This is a genomic window from Pseudomonas sp. AL03 (assembly GCF_029960815.1).
GTDB lineage: Bacteria > Pseudomonadota > Gammaproteobacteria > Pseudomonadales > Pseudomonadaceae > Aquipseudomonas.
The window spans coordinates 89,274-106,505 of the sequence record NZ_JASBRE010000018.1; the positions used below are offsets into that span (position 1 = coordinate 89,274).

Annotated in this window: 11 protein-coding genes; 4 read left to right on the plus strand and 7 right to left on the minus strand. The window is 59.4% G+C overall.

Annotation, left to right across the window (positions count from 1 at the left end; translation table 11 throughout):
- Positions 1–18: 18 nt before the first annotated feature.
- The 4 genes from QK293_RS18230 to QK293_RS18245 all read left to right on the plus strand — a co-directional run bounded on the left by QK293_RS18230 (position 19) and on the right by QK293_RS18245 (position 4,021).
- Positions 19–252: a DUF3203 family protein gene (locus tag QK293_RS18230; protein ID WP_282379490.1), complete on the plus strand. Its 234-nt coding sequence runs from the start codon at positions 19–21 to the stop codon at positions 250–252.
- Positions 253–444: 192 nt separating this feature from the next.
- Complete coding sequence (gene ccoG / locus QK293_RS18235; protein ID WP_282379492.1) at positions 445–1,875, plus strand: cytochrome c oxidase accessory protein CcoG; 1,431 nt, start codon at positions 445–447, stop codon at positions 1,873–1,875.
- Between the two features lie 64 nt (positions 1,876–1,939).
- A complete protein-coding gene (gene mapR, locus QK293_RS18240) occupies positions 1,940–3,349 on the plus strand; it encodes a GntR family transcriptional regulator MpaR (RefSeq protein WP_282379494.1) in 1,410 nt (469 codons plus the stop codon).
- 228 nt (positions 3,350–3,577) lie between these two features.
- The gene (locus tag QK293_RS18245) at positions 3,578–4,021 is read left to right on the plus strand and encodes a hypothetical protein (protein WP_282379496.1); all 444 of its coding nucleotides are present in this window, start codon (positions 3,578–3,580) and stop codon (positions 4,019–4,021) included.
- 102 nt (positions 4,022–4,123) lie between these two features.
- On the opposite strand, the gene QK293_RS18250 is transcribed toward QK293_RS18245, so the two are convergent.
- From QK293_RS18250 to tpx, 7 genes are all read right to left on the minus strand, one after another.
- Positions 4,124–4,870, minus strand: a complete 747-nt coding sequence (locus QK293_RS18250) for an SDR family oxidoreductase (RefSeq protein ID WP_282379498.1) — start codon at positions 4,868–4,870, stop codon at positions 4,124–4,126.
- A 93-nt stretch (positions 4,871–4,963) separates the two neighbouring features.
- Positions 4,964–7,045 (minus strand): EAL domain-containing protein, encoded by a 2,082-nt coding sequence (locus QK293_RS18255; protein WP_282379499.1) that lies wholly within the window; start codon positions 7,043–7,045, stop codon positions 4,964–4,966.
- A gap of 247 nt (positions 7,046–7,292) precedes the next feature.
- The gene (locus tag QK293_RS18260; protein WP_282379500.1) at positions 7,293–8,774 is read right to left on the minus strand and encodes an efflux transporter outer membrane subunit; all 1,482 of its coding nucleotides are present in this window, start codon (positions 8,772–8,774) and stop codon (positions 7,293–7,295) included.
- Positions 8,771–11,878 carry an efflux RND transporter permease subunit gene (locus tag QK293_RS18265; protein WP_282379501.1) on the minus strand — a complete coding sequence of 1,036 codons (3,108 nt, stop codon included), beginning with the start codon at positions 11,876–11,878 and terminating at the stop codon, positions 8,771–8,773. The genes QK293_RS18260 and QK293_RS18265 overlap by 4 nt, the downstream gene beginning before the upstream one ends.
- The gene (locus tag QK293_RS18270; protein WP_282379503.1) at positions 11,875–14,979 is read right to left on the minus strand and encodes an MdtB/MuxB family multidrug efflux RND transporter permease subunit; all 3,105 of its coding nucleotides are present in this window, start codon (positions 14,977–14,979) and stop codon (positions 11,875–11,877) included. The genes QK293_RS18265 and QK293_RS18270 overlap by 4 nt, the downstream gene beginning before the upstream one ends.
- Entirely contained in the window at positions 14,976–16,292 is a 1,317-nt protein-coding gene (locus QK293_RS18275) for an MdtA/MuxA family multidrug efflux RND transporter periplasmic adaptor subunit (RefSeq protein WP_282379505.1), read from the minus strand. Before QK293_RS18275 ends, QK293_RS18270 begins: the two co-directional genes overlap by 4 nt.
- Positions 16,293–16,471: 179 nt before the next feature.
- Positions 16,472–16,972: a thiol peroxidase gene (tpx, locus tag QK293_RS18280; RefSeq protein ID WP_282379507.1), complete on the minus strand. Its 501-nt coding sequence runs from the start codon at positions 16,970–16,972 to the stop codon at positions 16,472–16,474.
- Positions 16,973–17,232: the final 260 nt, after the last annotated feature.

The following is a 17,232-nucleotide window of genomic DNA, read 5'->3' on the forward strand; positions in this document are numbered from 1 at the left end:
AGAAAAAAGGACACTTCCATGACTGTGCGCATCGAAAACCAGACCTGCTTCTTCATAACCGAAAACGGCGAAGAAATTCGTCTGTGCCCCGACGTCACCATCATCACCGACTCGGAAAAAGCCATGTCGGCGGTGGAACTCAACGGCCAGCGCGTTTACATCACCGAAGCAGAAGCCGACGCATTGACCGTTGCAGGCGCAGTCGACGGTCGTAGGCATTTGAAGGCTACCGACAGTGATTCGGTGATTTGACTGACCCGGATCAACACTCGCAGACGCTTGATGTAGGCCTTTGCATCCTGCTGCAGCGGGTGCAACAAGTTGTCGCAGGCAGCGGATCAACGCCCATCTGATCCGCTTTTTATTGCAATAGGTGAGTCTGTTATGCAAACAGATCGCCGCTCATAGTGCTCAGGCCTGATGGAGGCTGATGAGCGAAAGACCATGAGCGATAGAATCCCCGTCCGAATTGTTGAAAGTGCTCCACTAGTACGAAGCTACGAGCCTTCGCGTCCAAAGATGAAGGCCAAGTCCAGCGACAACCTGATTCACACCCGCAGCTTCACCGGTTTATTCCGCACCCTGCGCATGAGCGGCGCGGGGTTTCTGTTTCTGCTGTTCTTTGGCACGGTGTGGTTGAACTGGGGCGGCCGCCAGGCGGTGCTCTGGGACCTGTCCGAAAGCAAATTCCACATTTTCGGCGCGACCTTCTGGCCGCAGGATTTCATCCTGCTGTCGGCGTTGCTGATCATCGCTGCCTTCGGTCTGTTTGCAATCACCGTGTTCGCCGGACGGGTCTGGTGCGGTTACACCTGCCCACAGAGCTCCTGGACCTGGATTTTCATGTGGTGCGAGAAGCTCACCGAAGGTGAACGCAACCAGCGGATCAAGCTGCAAGCCGCGCCCTGGGGCCTGAACAAACTGATCCGCCGCTCGGCCAAGCACACCTTGTGGCTGGCCATCAGCCTGTTGACCGGCCTGACCTTTGTCGGCTACTTCACCCCGATCCGGCCGCTGGCCGAAGAACTGCTGACCTTGCAGATGGGTGGCGTCAGTCTGTTCTGGGTGCTGTTTTTCACCGGTGCGACTTACGTCAACGCCGGGTGGCTGCGTGAAGCAGTGTGCATGCACATGTGCCCGTATGCGCGGTTCCAAAGCGTGATGTTCGACAAGGACACCCTGACCATCTCCTATGACGTCGCCCGTGGCGAAAACCGTGGCCCGCGCAAACGTGACGTGGCGCCGGTTGACGTCGGCCTCGGTGATTGCATCGACTGTCAGTTGTGCGTGCAGGTCTGCCCGACCGGCATCGACATCCGCGACGGTTTGCAGATGGAATGCATCGGCTGCGCCGCGTGTATCGACGCCTGTGATTCGATCATGGACAAAATGGGCTATGCCCGTGGGCTGATCAGCTATACCTCGGAGCATGAGTTGCAAGGTGGCAAGACTCACCTGCTGCAGCCGCGATTGATCGGTTACACCGCGGTGCTGCTGGTGATGATCGGTGCGCTTGCCCTGGCGCTGGTTGAGCGGCCGATGGTCTCGCTGGACGTGAGCAAGGACCGTGGCTTGTTCCGAGAGAACAGTCAGGGGCAGATCGAAAACATCTACAGCCTGAAAGTCATCAACAAGACCCAGCAACGTCAGGACTATCGTCTGACCCTGGTCGATGGCGACGGCTTCCAATTGCAAGGCAAGACCGAACTGAGCCTCGCGCCCGGAGAGATTGTTGATGTGCCAGTGTCGGTGGCGATGACCACGGAACGGCCGAGCAGCCGTTCGCAGAGCATCAGTTTCAAGGTTGTCGACAGTGATGAACCGGAGATTTATAGCGTGGCGAAGAGCCGGTTTGTTGCGCCGATGAATCGTTGAGCTATTAAGATGCAAATCCTCCTGTGGAATACGGTCCTCTGAATTACTCCAAACCGGGCTTTAGATGAAACGCTACGAAAAATTCGCCGACGACATCGCTGAACTGATCCGCTCCGGCGTCCTCGGCCCCGGTCAGCGCGTGCCGTCGGTGCGCTACGCGAGCCAGACCTATGGGGTCAGCCCGTCCACAGTGTTCCAGGCCTATTACCTGCTCGAACGCCGAGGCCTGATCCGCGCTCGCCCGCGTTCCGGCTATTTCGTCAACGCGCACGCGCCGAGCCCGTTCTCGGAGCCGGTGATCAGCAGCCAGGTCAACGAGTCCACCGAAGTCGACGTCAGTGAACTGGTGTTCTCGGTCCTCGACTCGATCAAAGACCCGAACACCGTGCCCTTCGGCTCGGCCTTCCCCAGCCCGACCCTTTTTCCGTTGCAGCGTCTGTCCCGCTCCCTGGCCAGCGCCGCCCGAGAGATGGACCCGCGCATGGTCGTCACCGACATGTCGCCGGGCAACCCGCAGCTGCGTCGACAAATCGCCCTGCGCTACATGGTCGGCGGGCTGATGCTGCCCATGGAAGAACTGCTGATCACTAACGGCGCGCTGGAAGCGCTGAACCTGTGCCTGCAAGCGGTCACCGAGCCCGGCGATCTGGTGGCCATCGAAGCCCCGGCGTTCTACGCCTGTCTGCAAATACTCGAACGGCTGAAGCTCAAAGCCGTCGAAATTCCTGTGCATCCGCGCGACGGCATCGACCTTGGCGTACTCGCGCAAACCCTGGAACGGCACCCGATCAAGGCTTGCTGGTGCATGACCAGTTTCCAGAACCCGATGGGCGCGACGATGCCCGAGGCGAAGAAACAGGCACTGGTTGAGCTATTGCGCAGCCATCAAGTGCCACTGATCGAAGACGACGTCTACGCCGAACTCTATTACGGCCAACAGGCGCCGAAACCGGCGAAGGCTTTTGATACCGAAGGGCTGGTGATGCACTGCGGTTCGTTCGCCAAAAGCCTGGCCCCCGGCTATCGCATCGGCTGGGTCGCTGCCGGGCGCTATGCGCAGAAGATCGAACGCCTGAAACTCATGACGTCTCTGTGCGCGTCGATGCCGGCCCAGGCAGCCATCGCCGATTACCTGCAACACGGCGGCTACGACCGGCACCTGCGAAAACTGCGGTACGCGCTCGAAGAACAGCAACGCGCCATGCTCGCCGCCATCGCACGCTACTTCCCGGCGCAGACGCGCGTCAGTCAACCCGCCGGCGGTTACTTCCTGTGGCTGGAATTGCCACCGCAGATGGATTCGCTGAAGTTGTTTCAGATGGCGTTGGCGCAAGGGATCAGCATCGCACCGGGGCCGATTTTTTCACCGACCCAGCGGTTCAGGAATTGTATTCGGCTGAATTACGGCAGCCCTTGGGATGAGACTGCCGAGAAAGCGATGGAGACGTTGGGACGGATTGTGCGGTCGTTCTAAGACTCGAGTCGCCCCGGCCCTAAAAAAAGCCTTTCCGACAAAGCTTCATATGGAAAAATCGACGAATGGTCACTTTTTTTCAGAAAACCTGTTACTTCTGACAGTAGCCGGCACTACGACTTAACTATTTAATTAAGCGAGAGGCGAATTGAGAAACAACTTTGCTAACTCAAGTTTTTCGCTTCTTTTCATCTTCTACTAACACCAAATTCCTACGAGGCGAAAAAAATGAACATTAAGGACATTTCAAAATTTCAAGATAACGGCGACGCGCAAGGTTGGTTTTCTACATTGGGTCCTCCAACAGTTGAAAATGACTACTACAAAACAGTGTTTGCTGACAGCACCATCGCTGACCGCCCTCAAAAACTCAACCTAGCTATGGCGGACCTGAGAAAGAAATTTAATATCGAAAAAAAACCTCTGTCGGTCAAACTCCGCTTTCGCACTTCAAAAGAAGTTAATCTCCAGGGTATTTCCCTTACCGGCGAGGGTGCAGGCGAAGAAGTACCTGTAGAATTTGATACAAATACGGAGGATTGGCAGGATATCCAATGGACGTGGACGCCAAAGATTGGCGGAATACCCCAACTATGGATTTATTTCGATGCGACAAATGGCGTAAATGGAAAAAATCTAGAGATTGACTTCATAGAAGTTTTGCAAGACTAGGTTCTGATAAAGGAGCGAGCAGGGATTGGTAGCATTCCTTAATGGCATATCACCCTGTATCGCTCACTTGCTTCCTTAATTAACTTTCAGTTCAAAAATGCACTACCGCCCGCCCCCGAGATCGACGAAAGTCCCCGTCGCATAGGACGCCTTGTCCGACAGCAACCACACAATTGCCTCAGCCACTTCATCCGGCCGGCCGCCCCGCGCCATCGGAATCGCCGACTCCAGCTTGCTGACCCGATCGGGATCACCGCTCAACGCATGAAAGTCGGTGTAAATGTAACCAGGCCGCACCGCGTTGACGCGAATGCCTTCGCCGGCCACTTCTTTGGACAGACCGATGGTGAACGTATCCAGCGCACCTTTCGACGCCGCGTAGTCGACGTACTCGCCGGGGGCGCCCAAGCGTGAGGCCACCGAGGACACGTTAACGATGCTGCCACCCTGCCCGCCATGTTTGGGCGACATGCGCAGGATCGCGTGCTTGGCGCAGAGGATCGGCGCCAGGACGTTGGTTCTGAGGATTTTGAGGATGCGGAATTCGGACATTTCATCGACCCGGGACTTGTGCCCGACGGTGCCCGCGTTATTCACCAGTGCCGTGACCCGGCCCAGTTCAATGTCCACACGGTGGAACAGCGCGATCACTTCGTCTTCGATGCTGACGTCAGCGCGTACTGCGATGGCTTGGGCGCCGAGGGCGCGGACTTGCTCCAACACCTTTTGCGCAGCCGATTCGTCGGCCAGGTAATTGATACAGATCCGATAGCCTTGTTCAGCGGCCAACAGCGCTGTGGCGGCGCCGATACCGCGGCTGCCGCCGGTGATGACGATGACTTTGTCCATGCGAGCGTTCCCCCTTTCCAAGCGTTAGCAGTCGGGGGCAAGAATAACCGTCATCGCAGGCTTTTGCATGGGCTCACATCGATCAGCTTGTTCTCAGCACACCGCCAATTGCTCTGCGCGGTGAATATCCACCATGAAGCGTTCGGCCGGCAGCGGGTGCCCTAGCAGGTATCCCTGCAACGAGTCGCAACCGAGTTGCGTCAGGAAGTCTTGCTGCGAGTTGGTCTCCACCCCTTCGGCGACGATCCGCAACCCCAGCGCCCGGCCGAGGGCGACGATGGCGGAAACGATGGCGGCGTCATCGCTGTCGCGTTCCAGATCGCGGACAAACCCCCGGTCGATTTTCAGTTCATTGGCTGGCAAGCGCTTGAGGTACATCAAACTCGAATAGCCGGTGCCAAAGTCATCGATCGACAGGTCGACACCCATTGTCGAAAGCACCTGAAGTACGGTCATGCTCGCATCGGCATCGCTCATGGCGGTGGTTTCAGTGATCTCAAGGGTCAGGCTGTTGGCCGGCAAATGGTGAGTGGCCAGGGCGTTGGCGACACTCTGGACCAGACCCGCGTGGCAGAACTGCAAGGCTGAAAGGTTCACGGCAATGCGCCAGTCGGTGTACCCGAGCACATACCATTCGCGCATCTGACGGCAGGCTTCGTTGAGCACCCACTCGCCAATCGGAATGATCAGCCCGGTCTTTTCCGCCAGTTCAATGAACCTGTCCGGCATCAGCATGCCCTGGGTCGGATGCACCCAGCGCAACAACGCCTCGGCGCCGACCGGCCGGCCATTGCTGGCATCGAACTTGGGTTGGTAATAGAGACTGAATTGCTGTTGATCGAGGGCAATACGCAAGTCCTGCAGCAATTGCAGCTGTTTGCGCGCGTTGCAGTTCATCGAGGCATCGAAGAAGCTATAGCCGTTTTTCCCGGCGCCCTTGGCGTGATACATCGCCGCGTCGGCATTCATCAGCAATTCCTCGGCGGTTTCACCGTTACCCGGATAAATCGCGATGCCAACGCTGGCGGATATCTGCAAGTCATGTTCGGCGACCCGGAACGCGCGCGCGATCAGCCCGACCTGACGGGCAGCCAGATTCAATGCGTCGCTCTGCTCGCCGAGCTGCACCAGCAATACGAACTCATCACCGCCGATCCGCGCGAGGGTGTCCTGGCTGCGCAAATCCTCGCGCAGGCGCAGGCCGACCTCACGCAACAACTGATCGCCCATATGGTGACCGAAGGCATCGTTAACCGGTTTGAAACCGTCCAGATCGATGAACATCAACGCGAAGCAACCGCCCTGCTCACGCACCCTCGACATCGCCTGATCGATGCGGTCAGCCAGCAACACGCGATTCGGCAGGCCGGTCAGGGTGTCATGCAGGGCCAGTTGGGTCAGTTCGCGGTTGGCCTGGGTCAATGAGTTGGCGAGTTCTGCGGTGCGGGCCTCAAGGCGCGCATCGAGGATCGAAGTCAGTAAGGCAAGACTCAACACCGCCAGGGTGGTGATCAGCACCAGATTGTCCAGGCCCTTGCCGTTCAAGCCGCTGACGGCAGCCCCACAGAAGCTGCCGTCCGGAAAACGCGCCGCCGCCATGCCGGTGTAGTGCATGCCGACAATCGCGAGGCCCATGATCACCGCCGCACCGCCACGGATCAGGCCGACATAAGGTGTGTGCTGGCGCAGGCGGAAAGCGATCCATAACGCGGCGCCTGAGGCGACTACGGCGATCAGCAGCGAGGCGCCGAATAGCGTCGGATCGTAATCGATACCCGGCTGCATGTGCATGGCGGCCATGCCGGTGTAGTGCATGGCGCTGATCCCGGCGCCCATGACCAGCGCGCCGAATGCCAATTTCCAGGCCGGTAATTGTGGCTGGCTGACCAGCCACAGGGCAAAGCCGCAGGACAGGATGCCAATCAGCAGCGACAGCACCGTGATGCTGATGTCGTAACCCAGGTCGATGGGCAATTCAAACGCGAGCATGCCGATGAAATGCATCGACCACACGCCAACCCCCATGGCAAAGGCGCCGCCCGCCGTCCATAGATGCACGGCTCGGCCCTTGGCCGTGGAGATGCGTTCGGTCAGGTCGAGCGCGGTATAGGAGGCGAGAATCGCCACAAAAAGCGAGATGATAACCAGCGTGGGGGAAAAGCTACCGATAAGCATGAGACTACTCGCGACAGCCCCTCCGTACTGCTTCCATTCTCGGGGGGCAAATCGGGCGATTGTACTGATTCCGCAAACGAACGCACTGACAAAATTAGCAAAGGGCCATCAAACCGATATGATCGTTCCCTCGCTCTGCGTGGGAATGCCTCTAGGGACGCTCCGCGTTCCAGCTCTCGAAAGGGACGCGGAGCGTCCCGGGCTGCATTCCCACGCAGAGCATGGGAACGATCAGTTGCGCTGGCGCCTATTCTTTTTCGCTCACCTGTAGCTGACCATCCCAGCCGCCCCCCAACGCCGCAATCAACTGCACGCTCGCTATCAGCCGGCTCTGCAACAGGCTCAGTACGCTGCGTTCATTGCTCAACGCCGTGGCCTGAACCGCCACCACATCCAGATAAGCAATCAAACCTGCCTTGTACTGGTTCTGGGTCAGACGCAGGGACTCCCGCGCCGCGTCCAGTGCTTCCTGGCGCACGCCCGCTTCGTTTTCGAGGACCTTGAGCTGGACCAGGTAGTTTTCCACTTCACGGAAGCCGTCGAGCACGGTCTGGCGGTACTTGGCCACCGTTTCGTCGTAGGCCGCTTCGCTGCGGTCAACTTCCGCGGAGCGCTGGCCGCCGTCAAACAAGGTCATGGCCAATTGTGGCCCGACCGACCAAAAGCGGTTCGGCACGCTGATCCAGTTGGCATAGGTGCTGCTGCTATAACCGCCGTTCAGGCTCAGGGTCAAATCTGGATAATACGCAGCCTTGGCCACGCCGATGTTGGCGTTGGCCGCCATCACCGAACGTTCGGCGGAAGCGATGTCCGGGCGGCGTTCGAGCAACTGCGAAGGCAGGCTCAGAGGGACCTCGGGCAAGTCTGGGATGTTCTTGGCTTCGGCCAGACTGAATTCGGCCGGCGGCAAACCGATCAGCACGGCAATGGCGTTCTCGAACTGGGCTCGCTGCCAGATCAGATCGACCAGATCAGCCTCGGTGCTCTTGAGCTGAGTCTGCGCCTGCGCCACCGCGTCCTTGCCGGAGACACCGGCGCGGTACTGGTTTTCGGTCATTTTCAACGATCGCTGATAGGCCTCGACCGTCGCTTCCAACAGGCGTTTCTGCTCGTCGATCACCCGCAGTTGCAGATAGTTCTGCACCAGTTCCGACTGCTGACTCAAGCGCATCGCCGCCAGATCGGCAAAACTGGCCTGGGCGTTGGCGGTGTCGGCCTCAAGTCCACGGCGCAGTTTGCCCCAGATATCCGCTTCCCAACTGACCCCGGCCTGAGCGGTGTAGGTGTCGCGAATACCGCTGGAAGAACTGGTCAGGCTCGAACTGCTGCTGCCGGTGCCCTGGCTGGAACGGTTTTTCCCGACGGTCAGGTCCACGGTCGGGAAAAACGCACCTCGGGCACTGCGCACCAAAGCCTGAGCCTGACGGTACTGGGCTTCGGACTGCGCGACGGTCTGGTTGGCGCTGTTGAGTTTTTCGATCAGGCCATTGAGCTGTTGATCGCCATACAACTCCCACCAGGCGCCACGTGCCAGGGAATCACTTGGGTTGGCCTGACGCCAGCCGGCAGCTTCCTTGTATTGCACCGGCGAGGCGGCTTGCGGGCGCTGATAGTCCGGGCCGATGGCGCAGGCGCTGAGCATCGCCACGCACAGCGCCAGGCTCAACAAACGCGAGCCTCGGGCCGTAACCAGCGGTGCAGCCAGATTGATAAGCGAACGGTCAGTCATAGCGGAGTTTCCAGAGCAGCATCGGTACGCACCCCACGCCAGTGGTTGAAGCGATGGCGCAGTTTGTCGAGATAGAGGTAAACCACCGGGGTGGTGTAAAGGGTCAGCACCTGGCTGAAGATCAGCCCGCCGATGATGGTCAAGCCCAGCGGCTGACGCATTTCCGCACCTTCGGCGCGGCTCAGCAGCAACGGTAACGCGCCGAGAATCGCCGCCAGGGTGGTCATCAGAATCGGCCGCAGACGTTGCAAACAGGCACTGCGAATCGACTCCAGCGGCGCCAGGCCTTGATGCCGTTCCAGCTGCAGCGCCAAGTCGATCATCAGAATGGCGTTTTTCTTCACCACGCCGATCAGCAGGAACAGCCCGAGCAACGAAATCAGGCTGAACTCACCGCCCAGCGCATAGATCGACAGCAACGCGCCGACCCCCGCCGACGGTAAGGTCGAGAGAATAGTCAGCGGATGGATGTAGCTTTCATACAGCACACCGAGCACCAGATACACCGCCACCAGCGCCCCGAGAATCATCCACGGCTGGCTCTTCTGGGTCGCGGCGAAGGCGTCGGCGGTGCCGGCCATTTTCACGATCACGTCTTCCGGCATGCCGAGACGGGCAATGGCCCGCTCGATGGCCGCCGTGCCCTGCTCCACCGTCACGCCTTCGGCCATGTCGAAGGAAATGCTCTCGGAGGCGAACTGGCCTTCGTGGCTGACGCGGTCGTCTTCCAGGCTATTTTCGTAATGAGCGATGGTCGACAGCGGAATCCGCGCGCCGTCAGCGGTGATCACCTGCACCTGTTTGAGGGTGATCGGGTCCTGGGCATATTTCGGATTGACCTCCATGACCACTTGATACTGGTTAAGGCTGTCGTAAATCGTCGAAATCTGCCGCTGGCTGTAAGCGTTGTTCAGCACCGCAGTGACCATGTCCATGTCTACACCCAGGCGCTTGGCCTGATCCCGATCGACAATCAGCGTCACCTGTTGGGCGCCGCGCCCTTCACGGGCGTCAATCGCGGTCAATTCCGGCAAAGCCTTGAGTGCGATAACGACTTTCGGGTACCACTCGCGCAACTCGCCAAGATCGGCGCTTTGCAGGATGTAGGAATACTGCGACGTGGTTTGTTCACGACCGCCGCCAAACTGCAGGTCCTGATCGGCCATCAGCATCAACTGCGCACCGGCGACCTTGGGCATTTCCTTGCGCAGACGTTCGATGACTTTTTGCGCAGAAATGTTGCGTTCCTTGATTGGTTTCAGCCGCACCAGCATGAAGGCGTTGTTGGTGCCGTTGGTACCGCCGATGAAGCCGGCGACGCTTTGCACCGCGTCATCCTTGAGCACGGCCCGGCGGAAGGTTTCCATTTTTGGCTGCATCACGCTGAACGACAACCCGTCATCGCCACGCACGAACCCGATCAGCTGACCGGTGTCCTGCTGAGGCATAAAAGTCTTAGGAACAACGACATACAGCGCAATGTTCACGCCAACTGTCACGATCAGGCTAAGCAAGGTCAACCGGCGGTGACGCAGCACCCAGTCAAGACTTGTTGCGTATTTGCCGACCATCCACTCGTTAGCCCGCTGACTCCAACGCTGCAATCGGTTTTCCTCACCCGGCGTATGCGGCTTGAGCCAACGGGCGCAGAGCATCGGCGTCAGCGTCAGCGAGACCACCAGCGACACCACGATAGACGCCGCCAATGTGATGGAAAACTCGCGAAACAGGCTTTGGACAATCCCGCCCATGAACAGGATCGACAGGAACACCGCCACCAGCGAGACGTTCATCGACAGCAAGGTGAAGCCGACTTCCTGCGCCCCCAGGTACGCGGCCTTCATCGGCGGCACGCCTTTGTCGATGTGCCGGGAAATGTTCTCCAGCACCACAATGGCATCGTCCACCACCAGCCCGGTGGCCAGAATCAGCGCCATCAGCGACAGGTTGTTCAGGGAGAATCCGTAGAGGTACATCACCGCAAAGGTGCCGACCAGCGACACAGGCACCGCAAGGGTAGGAATCAACGAGGCGCGGAAGTTACCGAGGAACAGGAACACCACCAGAATCACCAGCGCCACGGCAATCAGCAGGGTCATTTCCGCTTCGTGCAAGGTCGCCTTGATCACCGGCGACCGGTCCATCGCCACGTTCAGCTTCACGCTGGCCGGCAACACGGCCTGCAACGCCGGCAGTTGAGCCTTGATTTCGTTGACCGTCTCGATGATGTTGGCGCCGGCCTGGCGGTTGATCACCAGCAGTACCGCCGCGTCGTTGTTGAAGAAGCCGCTGTTGTAGCGGTCTTCGACGCCGTCGCTGACCTTGGCCACGTCCTTCAGGCGCAGGGCCGCGCCGTCCGCGTAGTGAATGATCAGCGACTCGTAATCCTTGGCTTTCTCCAGTTGATCGTTGGCCTGAACCTGCCACAGTCGCTGGCCGTCTTCGACCGACCCTTTTGGCCTGCGCACGTTGGCGTTGGCGATGGTGTTGCGCACATCGTCCAGCGCTACGCCGTACTGGTTGAGCGCCTGCGGTTCGAGCTCTATGCGCACCGCCGGCAAGGAACTGCCGCCGATCTGCACTTCGCCGACACCCTGCACCTGAGACACGCTCTGGGACAGAATCGTCGAGGCCAAATCGTAGAGCTGGCCTTTTTCCAGTACGTCGGAGGTCAGCGACAGCACCATGACCGGCGCCTGGGACGGGTTGACCTTCTTGTAGGTCGGCATGCTGCGCATCCCGCTCGGCAGCAAATTGCGCGAGGCGTTGATTGCCGCCTGCACTTCCCGCGCCGCGCCGTTGATGTCGCGGTTCAGGTCGAACTGCAAAATCACCCGGGTCGAGCCTTGGCTGGAGCGGCTGCTCATGGTGTTGACCCCCGCGATGGCGCCGAAGGAGCGCTCCAGCGGCGTGGCCACGGTCGAGGCCATGACCTCAGGGCTTGCACCGGGCAGACTCGCCTGGACCACGATCACCGGGAAGTCCATCTGCGGCAGCGGCGCCACCGGCAACAGGCCGAAGCTCACGCCGCCCAGCAGCAGGATCGCCAGGCTCAGCAACATCGTCGCGACCGGGCGCTTGATGAAAGGTCTGGACAGGTTCATGGCTGTTCTACCGCTTCCACGGATTCAGTCTTGCGCCCCCAGCGCCGGCCGAGGCGGTCGAAGTACAGATAGATGACCGGAGTGGTAAACAGCGTCAGCACCTGACTCACCAACAAGCCACCCACCATCACCAGACCCAACGGTTGACGCAGTTCTGCACCGGAACCGGTCGCCAGCATCAGCGGCACAGCGCCAAACAACGCGGCCAGTGTGGTCATCAGAATCGGCCGGAAACGCAGCAACGCCGCTTGATAGATCGCCGTTTCCGGGTCCATGCCCTGATTGCGCTCAGCGTCGAGGGCGAAGTCGATCATCATGATCGCGTTCTTTTTCACGATACCGATCAACAAAATGATGCCGATGATCGCAATCATGCCCAGGTCATTGCCGCTCAACAGCAGCGCCAACAAGGCGCCGACCGCCGCCGAGGGCAAGGTCGAAAGAATGGTGATCGGGTGGATATAACTCTCGTAAAGCACGCCAAGCACGATGTACATGGTGACCACCGCCGCCAGAATCAGCAGCAAGGTGCTCGACAGCGACGCCTGGAACGCTTCGGCCGCGCCCTGGAACTGGGTCTGCACGCCAATCGGCATGCCGATGTCTTTCTGCACCTGGTCGATGATCTCCACCGCGTGCCCCAGCGCCACGCTGGGTGCGAGGTTGAAAGACATCATCACCGCCGGGAACTGACCGATGTGAGTGATCGCCAGTTGGGCCTGACGCTCCTCGATGTGCGCCAGACTGGTCAGGCGCACTTGCCCGCCGTCGGTGGTTTTCACGTGAATCTGGTTTAGCGCATCCGGGCCGATCTTCTCGCCGGACTGCGATTGCAGCACCACGCGGTATTGGCTGGCCTGGGTGTAGATGGTGGAAATCTGCCGCTGACCGAAGGCGTCGTACAGCGCATCGGTGATGTTCGACACCGACACACCGATCCGCGACGCCGCATCGCGGTCAATCACCAGATAGACCTGCAAGCCCTTGTCCTGCAAATCGCTGGCGACATCGGTCAGCTCAGGCCGTTGGGCCAGTGCGTCCACCAGACGACCGCTCCACAAACTCAGCAACGCCGAGTCCGGCGATGACATGCTGAACTGGTATTGAGTACGGCTGACGCGGTCTTCAATGGTCAGGTCCTGCACCGGCTGCATGAACAGGCGAATGCCGGTGAGCTTGTCCAGTTCCGGTTGCAGACGTGCGATCACCTCGGTTGCGCTCAAGTCGCGATTGCTGTGCGATTTGAGGTTGATCAGCAGACGACCGCTATTGAGCGTCGAGTTGTCACCGTCCACACCGATATAGGACGACAGGCTTTCCACCGCCGGATCCGTCAGGATCACTTTGGCCAATGCCTGCTGACGCTCGCTCATGGCGGCGAAGGAAATCGACTGCGGCGCCTCGGATATGCCCTGGATCACCCCGGTATCCTGCACCGGGAAAAACCCCTTGGGCACCACCATGTAAAGGAACACGGTCAACGCCAGCGTCCCGATGGCCACCATCAGGGTCAACGGTTGATGCTTGAGAACCCACTTTAACTTGCGCCCGTAAGCCGCAATCATCCAATCAATTGTGGCGCCGCTGGCCCGGTAGAAACGGCCCTGTTCTTCTTCCTTGGGTTCACGCTTGAGCAGCCGCGCGCACATCATTGGCGTCAGTGTCAGGGAGACGACAAGGGAAATCAGGATTGCCACCGCCAGGGTGATGGCAAATTCGCGGAACAGCCGCCCCACCACGTCGGCCATGAACAGCAGTGGAATCAACACGGCGATTAGCGACAGGGTCAGGGAAATAAGAGTGAAACCGATCTGTTTGGCGCCCTTGAGCGCCGCATTAAGGGGGCTGTCGCCCTCTTCAATAAATCGGGAGATGTTCTCCAGCATGACGATCGCATCGTCCACCACGAAACCGGTGGCGATGGTCAGTGCCATCAGGGTCAGGTTATTGACCGAGAAACCCGCGAGGTACATCACGCCGAAGGTGCCGATCAGCGACAGCGGTACCGCGACCGACGGAATAATTGTGGCGCTGGCTCGACGCAGGAACAGGAAGGTCACCATCACGACCAGCGCAATGGCGATCAACAATTCGTGTTGCACGTCGGTGACCGAGGCGCGGATGGTCTGGGTGCGGTCGGTCAGCACGGTGACTTCGAGACCCGCCGGCAGGTTGTCGGTGATGCTTGGCAGCAGGGCTTTGATCCGGTCGACCACTTCGATGACGTTGGCACCGGGCTGACGCTGGATGTTCAACAGCACCGCCTGGTTTTCATTGGCCCACGCCGCCAGACGTTCGTTTTCCGCGCCATCGACGATTTCCGCCACATCCTTGAGCCGCAACGGCGCGCCGTTGGCGTAGGCGAGAATCAGGTTGGCGTAGTCCTTGGGCGAGGTCAGTTGATCGTTTGCATCGAGCATCGACACCCGGGTCGGGCCGTCGAAGTTGCCCTTGGGCTGGTTGACGTTGGATGCGCCGATCAGGGTTCGCACGTCGGAGAGGTTCAAGCCATTGGCCGCCAGGGCTTCAGGGTTAACCTTGATCCGCACCGCCTGACGCTGGCCACCGGCAATGCTGACCATGCCGACACCGCTGATCTGGGCGATTTTCTGCGCCATCCGCGTGTCGACCAAGTCATTGAGCTTGGGCAGCAGCATGGTCTTGGAGGTGATGGCCAGGGTCAGCACCGGGGTGTCCGCCGGGTTCACCTTGTTGTACACCGGCGGCGCCGGCAGGTCCTTGGGCAGCAAATTGGTCGCGGCATTGATCGCGGCCTGCACCTGCTGCTCGGCGACGTCCATGTTGATGTCGAGGCTGAAACGCAGGGTCAGCACCGAGGCACCGCCGGAACTGGTCGACGCCATCTGCGTCAGGCCAGGCATCTGCCCGAATTGACGTTCAAGGGGCGCGGTCACGGCGCTGGTCATGACATCCGGGCTGGCGCCGGGATACAGCGTCATGACGCGGATGGTCGGGTAATCGACCTGAGGCAATGCCGACACCGGCAGCAGCCGATAGGCGATCACGCCAGCGAGGATAATGGCCAGCATGCTCAGGGTGGTGGCTACCGGGCGAAGGATGAACAGCCGCGAGATGTTCATGCGCCGCCCTTTTTCGCCTTGTCGGTGGTCGCCGGCTCTGTCGCGTTGGCCGCCGACTTGCCTTGCAGATGGCCGGTCGGGGTCGTCGGCACGTCCTTGGTGTCGTTGACCACTTCCACTTCGCTGCCTTCCTTCAAGCGGTCGGTGCCTTCAAGGACAACGCGATCCCCAGGGACCAGGCCTTCGGTAATCACAGTGTTTTCACCGTCACTGGCGCCGACTTTCAACTGACGAATCGTGACTTTCTTGTCGCCGTCCAGGGCGTAGACAAACGTGCCGTTGGTGCCGAACTGAATCGCTGCTGAAGGTGCGAGCACCACGTCTTTGAGGGTGTCGGCCAGCAGATGAACGTTGACGAACTGATTCGGGAACAGCGCCTGATCACGGTTCTCATAACGAGCCTTGAATTTCAGGGTGCCGGTGGTGACATCGATCTGGTTGTCCAGGCTCTGCAAGACGCCAGTGGCCTGCAACTTGGTGTCGCCACGATCCCAGGCTTCGGCGGGCAATTTGGCGCCAGTGCGATAACGGGCCAGCACGGTTTCCAGGCTGTTTTCCGGCAAGGTGAAGGCAACGCTGATCGGTTGGGTCTGGGTGATGATCACCAGCGCCGTGGTGTCGTTGGCTGCCACCAGGTTGCCGACATCCAGCTGACGCAAGCCCACACGCCCGGCAATCGGGGCGCGGATCTTGGTGAATTCCAGATTGAGCTTGGCGTCGTTGACCGCCGCCTGATTGGTTTTGACCGTGCCCTGATACTGGCCCACCAGCGCTTCGGCGGTGTCCAGGGTCTGCTTGGCGATACTGTCTTCGCGGTACAAGCCGCGATAGCGCTCCACATCGACCTGGGCGTTTTTCAGTTGTGCCTGGTTCTGCAACAACGTGCCTTCGGCCTGAAGCAAGGCGTTCTGGTAAGGACGCGGGTCGATTTCAGCCAGCAGATCGCCAGCCTTGACCATCTGCCCTTCCTCGAAGGAGATCTTCATCAGCTCACCACCGACGCGGCTGCGCACATTAATGGTGTTCAGCGCCGTCACGGTGCCCAGCGCCTTGTAGTACAGCGGGAAGTCGCCCTTGACCGCTGGCGCGACACGCACTGGAACGGGCCCGGTCGCCCCGCCAAAACCCGGACGCATCCCTCCCGACCTGCCGGTCTGTCCGGCAACGGCTTTTTGCCCTGCGCCCTTTTTTTGGGCAGTGCCGGTGGGCCAGAATTTCCAGCACAGGCCAGCGATGACCAACAGGACAAGCAGGCCAAACAGCCAGCGACGGGGACTACGGGAAACGGAGGATTGCATGGAATGATCAACCATTGGACGCGTGAGCTTCTTTCTACAGGAGGCTGAACGATAAGCACTGGTGGGTATTAAGCAAAGCGCCTTTACCGGCAATTTACCTTCGGCTTACGTAACAGGATGTTTGGCCAAGACACTGAATCGCAAATGAAAACGGCCTGGACAAGGCCAGGCCGTTAACAATTGTAAAAGTACGCTTATTTCAGAACGGCAAGTGCCGCTTCGTAGTTCGGCTCTTCAGCGATTTCACCGACCAGTTCGCTGTGCAGAACGTTGTCGTTTTCGTCCAGCACCACGACGGCACGGGCAGTCAGGCCTTTCAGCGGGCCGTCAGCGATGGCAACACCGTAGTTCTCGATGAACTCGGCACCGCGCAGGGTCGACAGGTTCTGTACGTTTTCCAGGCCTTCGGCGCCGCAGAAGCGCGCTTGAGCGAACGGCAGGTCAGCGGAGATGCACAGCACGACAGTGTTGGCGAAATCACTGGCCTGGGCGTTGAACTTGCGAACCGACGTCGCGCAGGTCGGGGTATCAACGCTTGGGAAGATGTTCAGCACTTTGCGCTTGCCGGCGAAGCTCGCTAGGGTCACGTCGGACAGATTGCCGGCAACCAGGGAAAAGGCTGGCGCCTTGGAACCGGCTTGTGGCAGTTGGCCGTTGACTTGAACCGGGGAGCCTTTAAGGGTGACTTGAGCCATGAACGGAGTCCTTCTGACGTTGTTGTAGAGAATTTTGAAGAGGCCGAAGTTAACCACGAAATGGTCCGACGACCTATGCCCAGATACAAATTGTGATGTCTCGTCGCACACATTGGATACAACCCGTCTCAACAACCGTATAGCGAGCTTACTGTCGAGAAACAAATCTGCTTTTTCGGCGATTTTCCGTAAGAAACGTTGTCGATTCAGATGACGGCCATTCGACTAGGAAGTGAGTCACTCAAATCCAGCGGAGATAA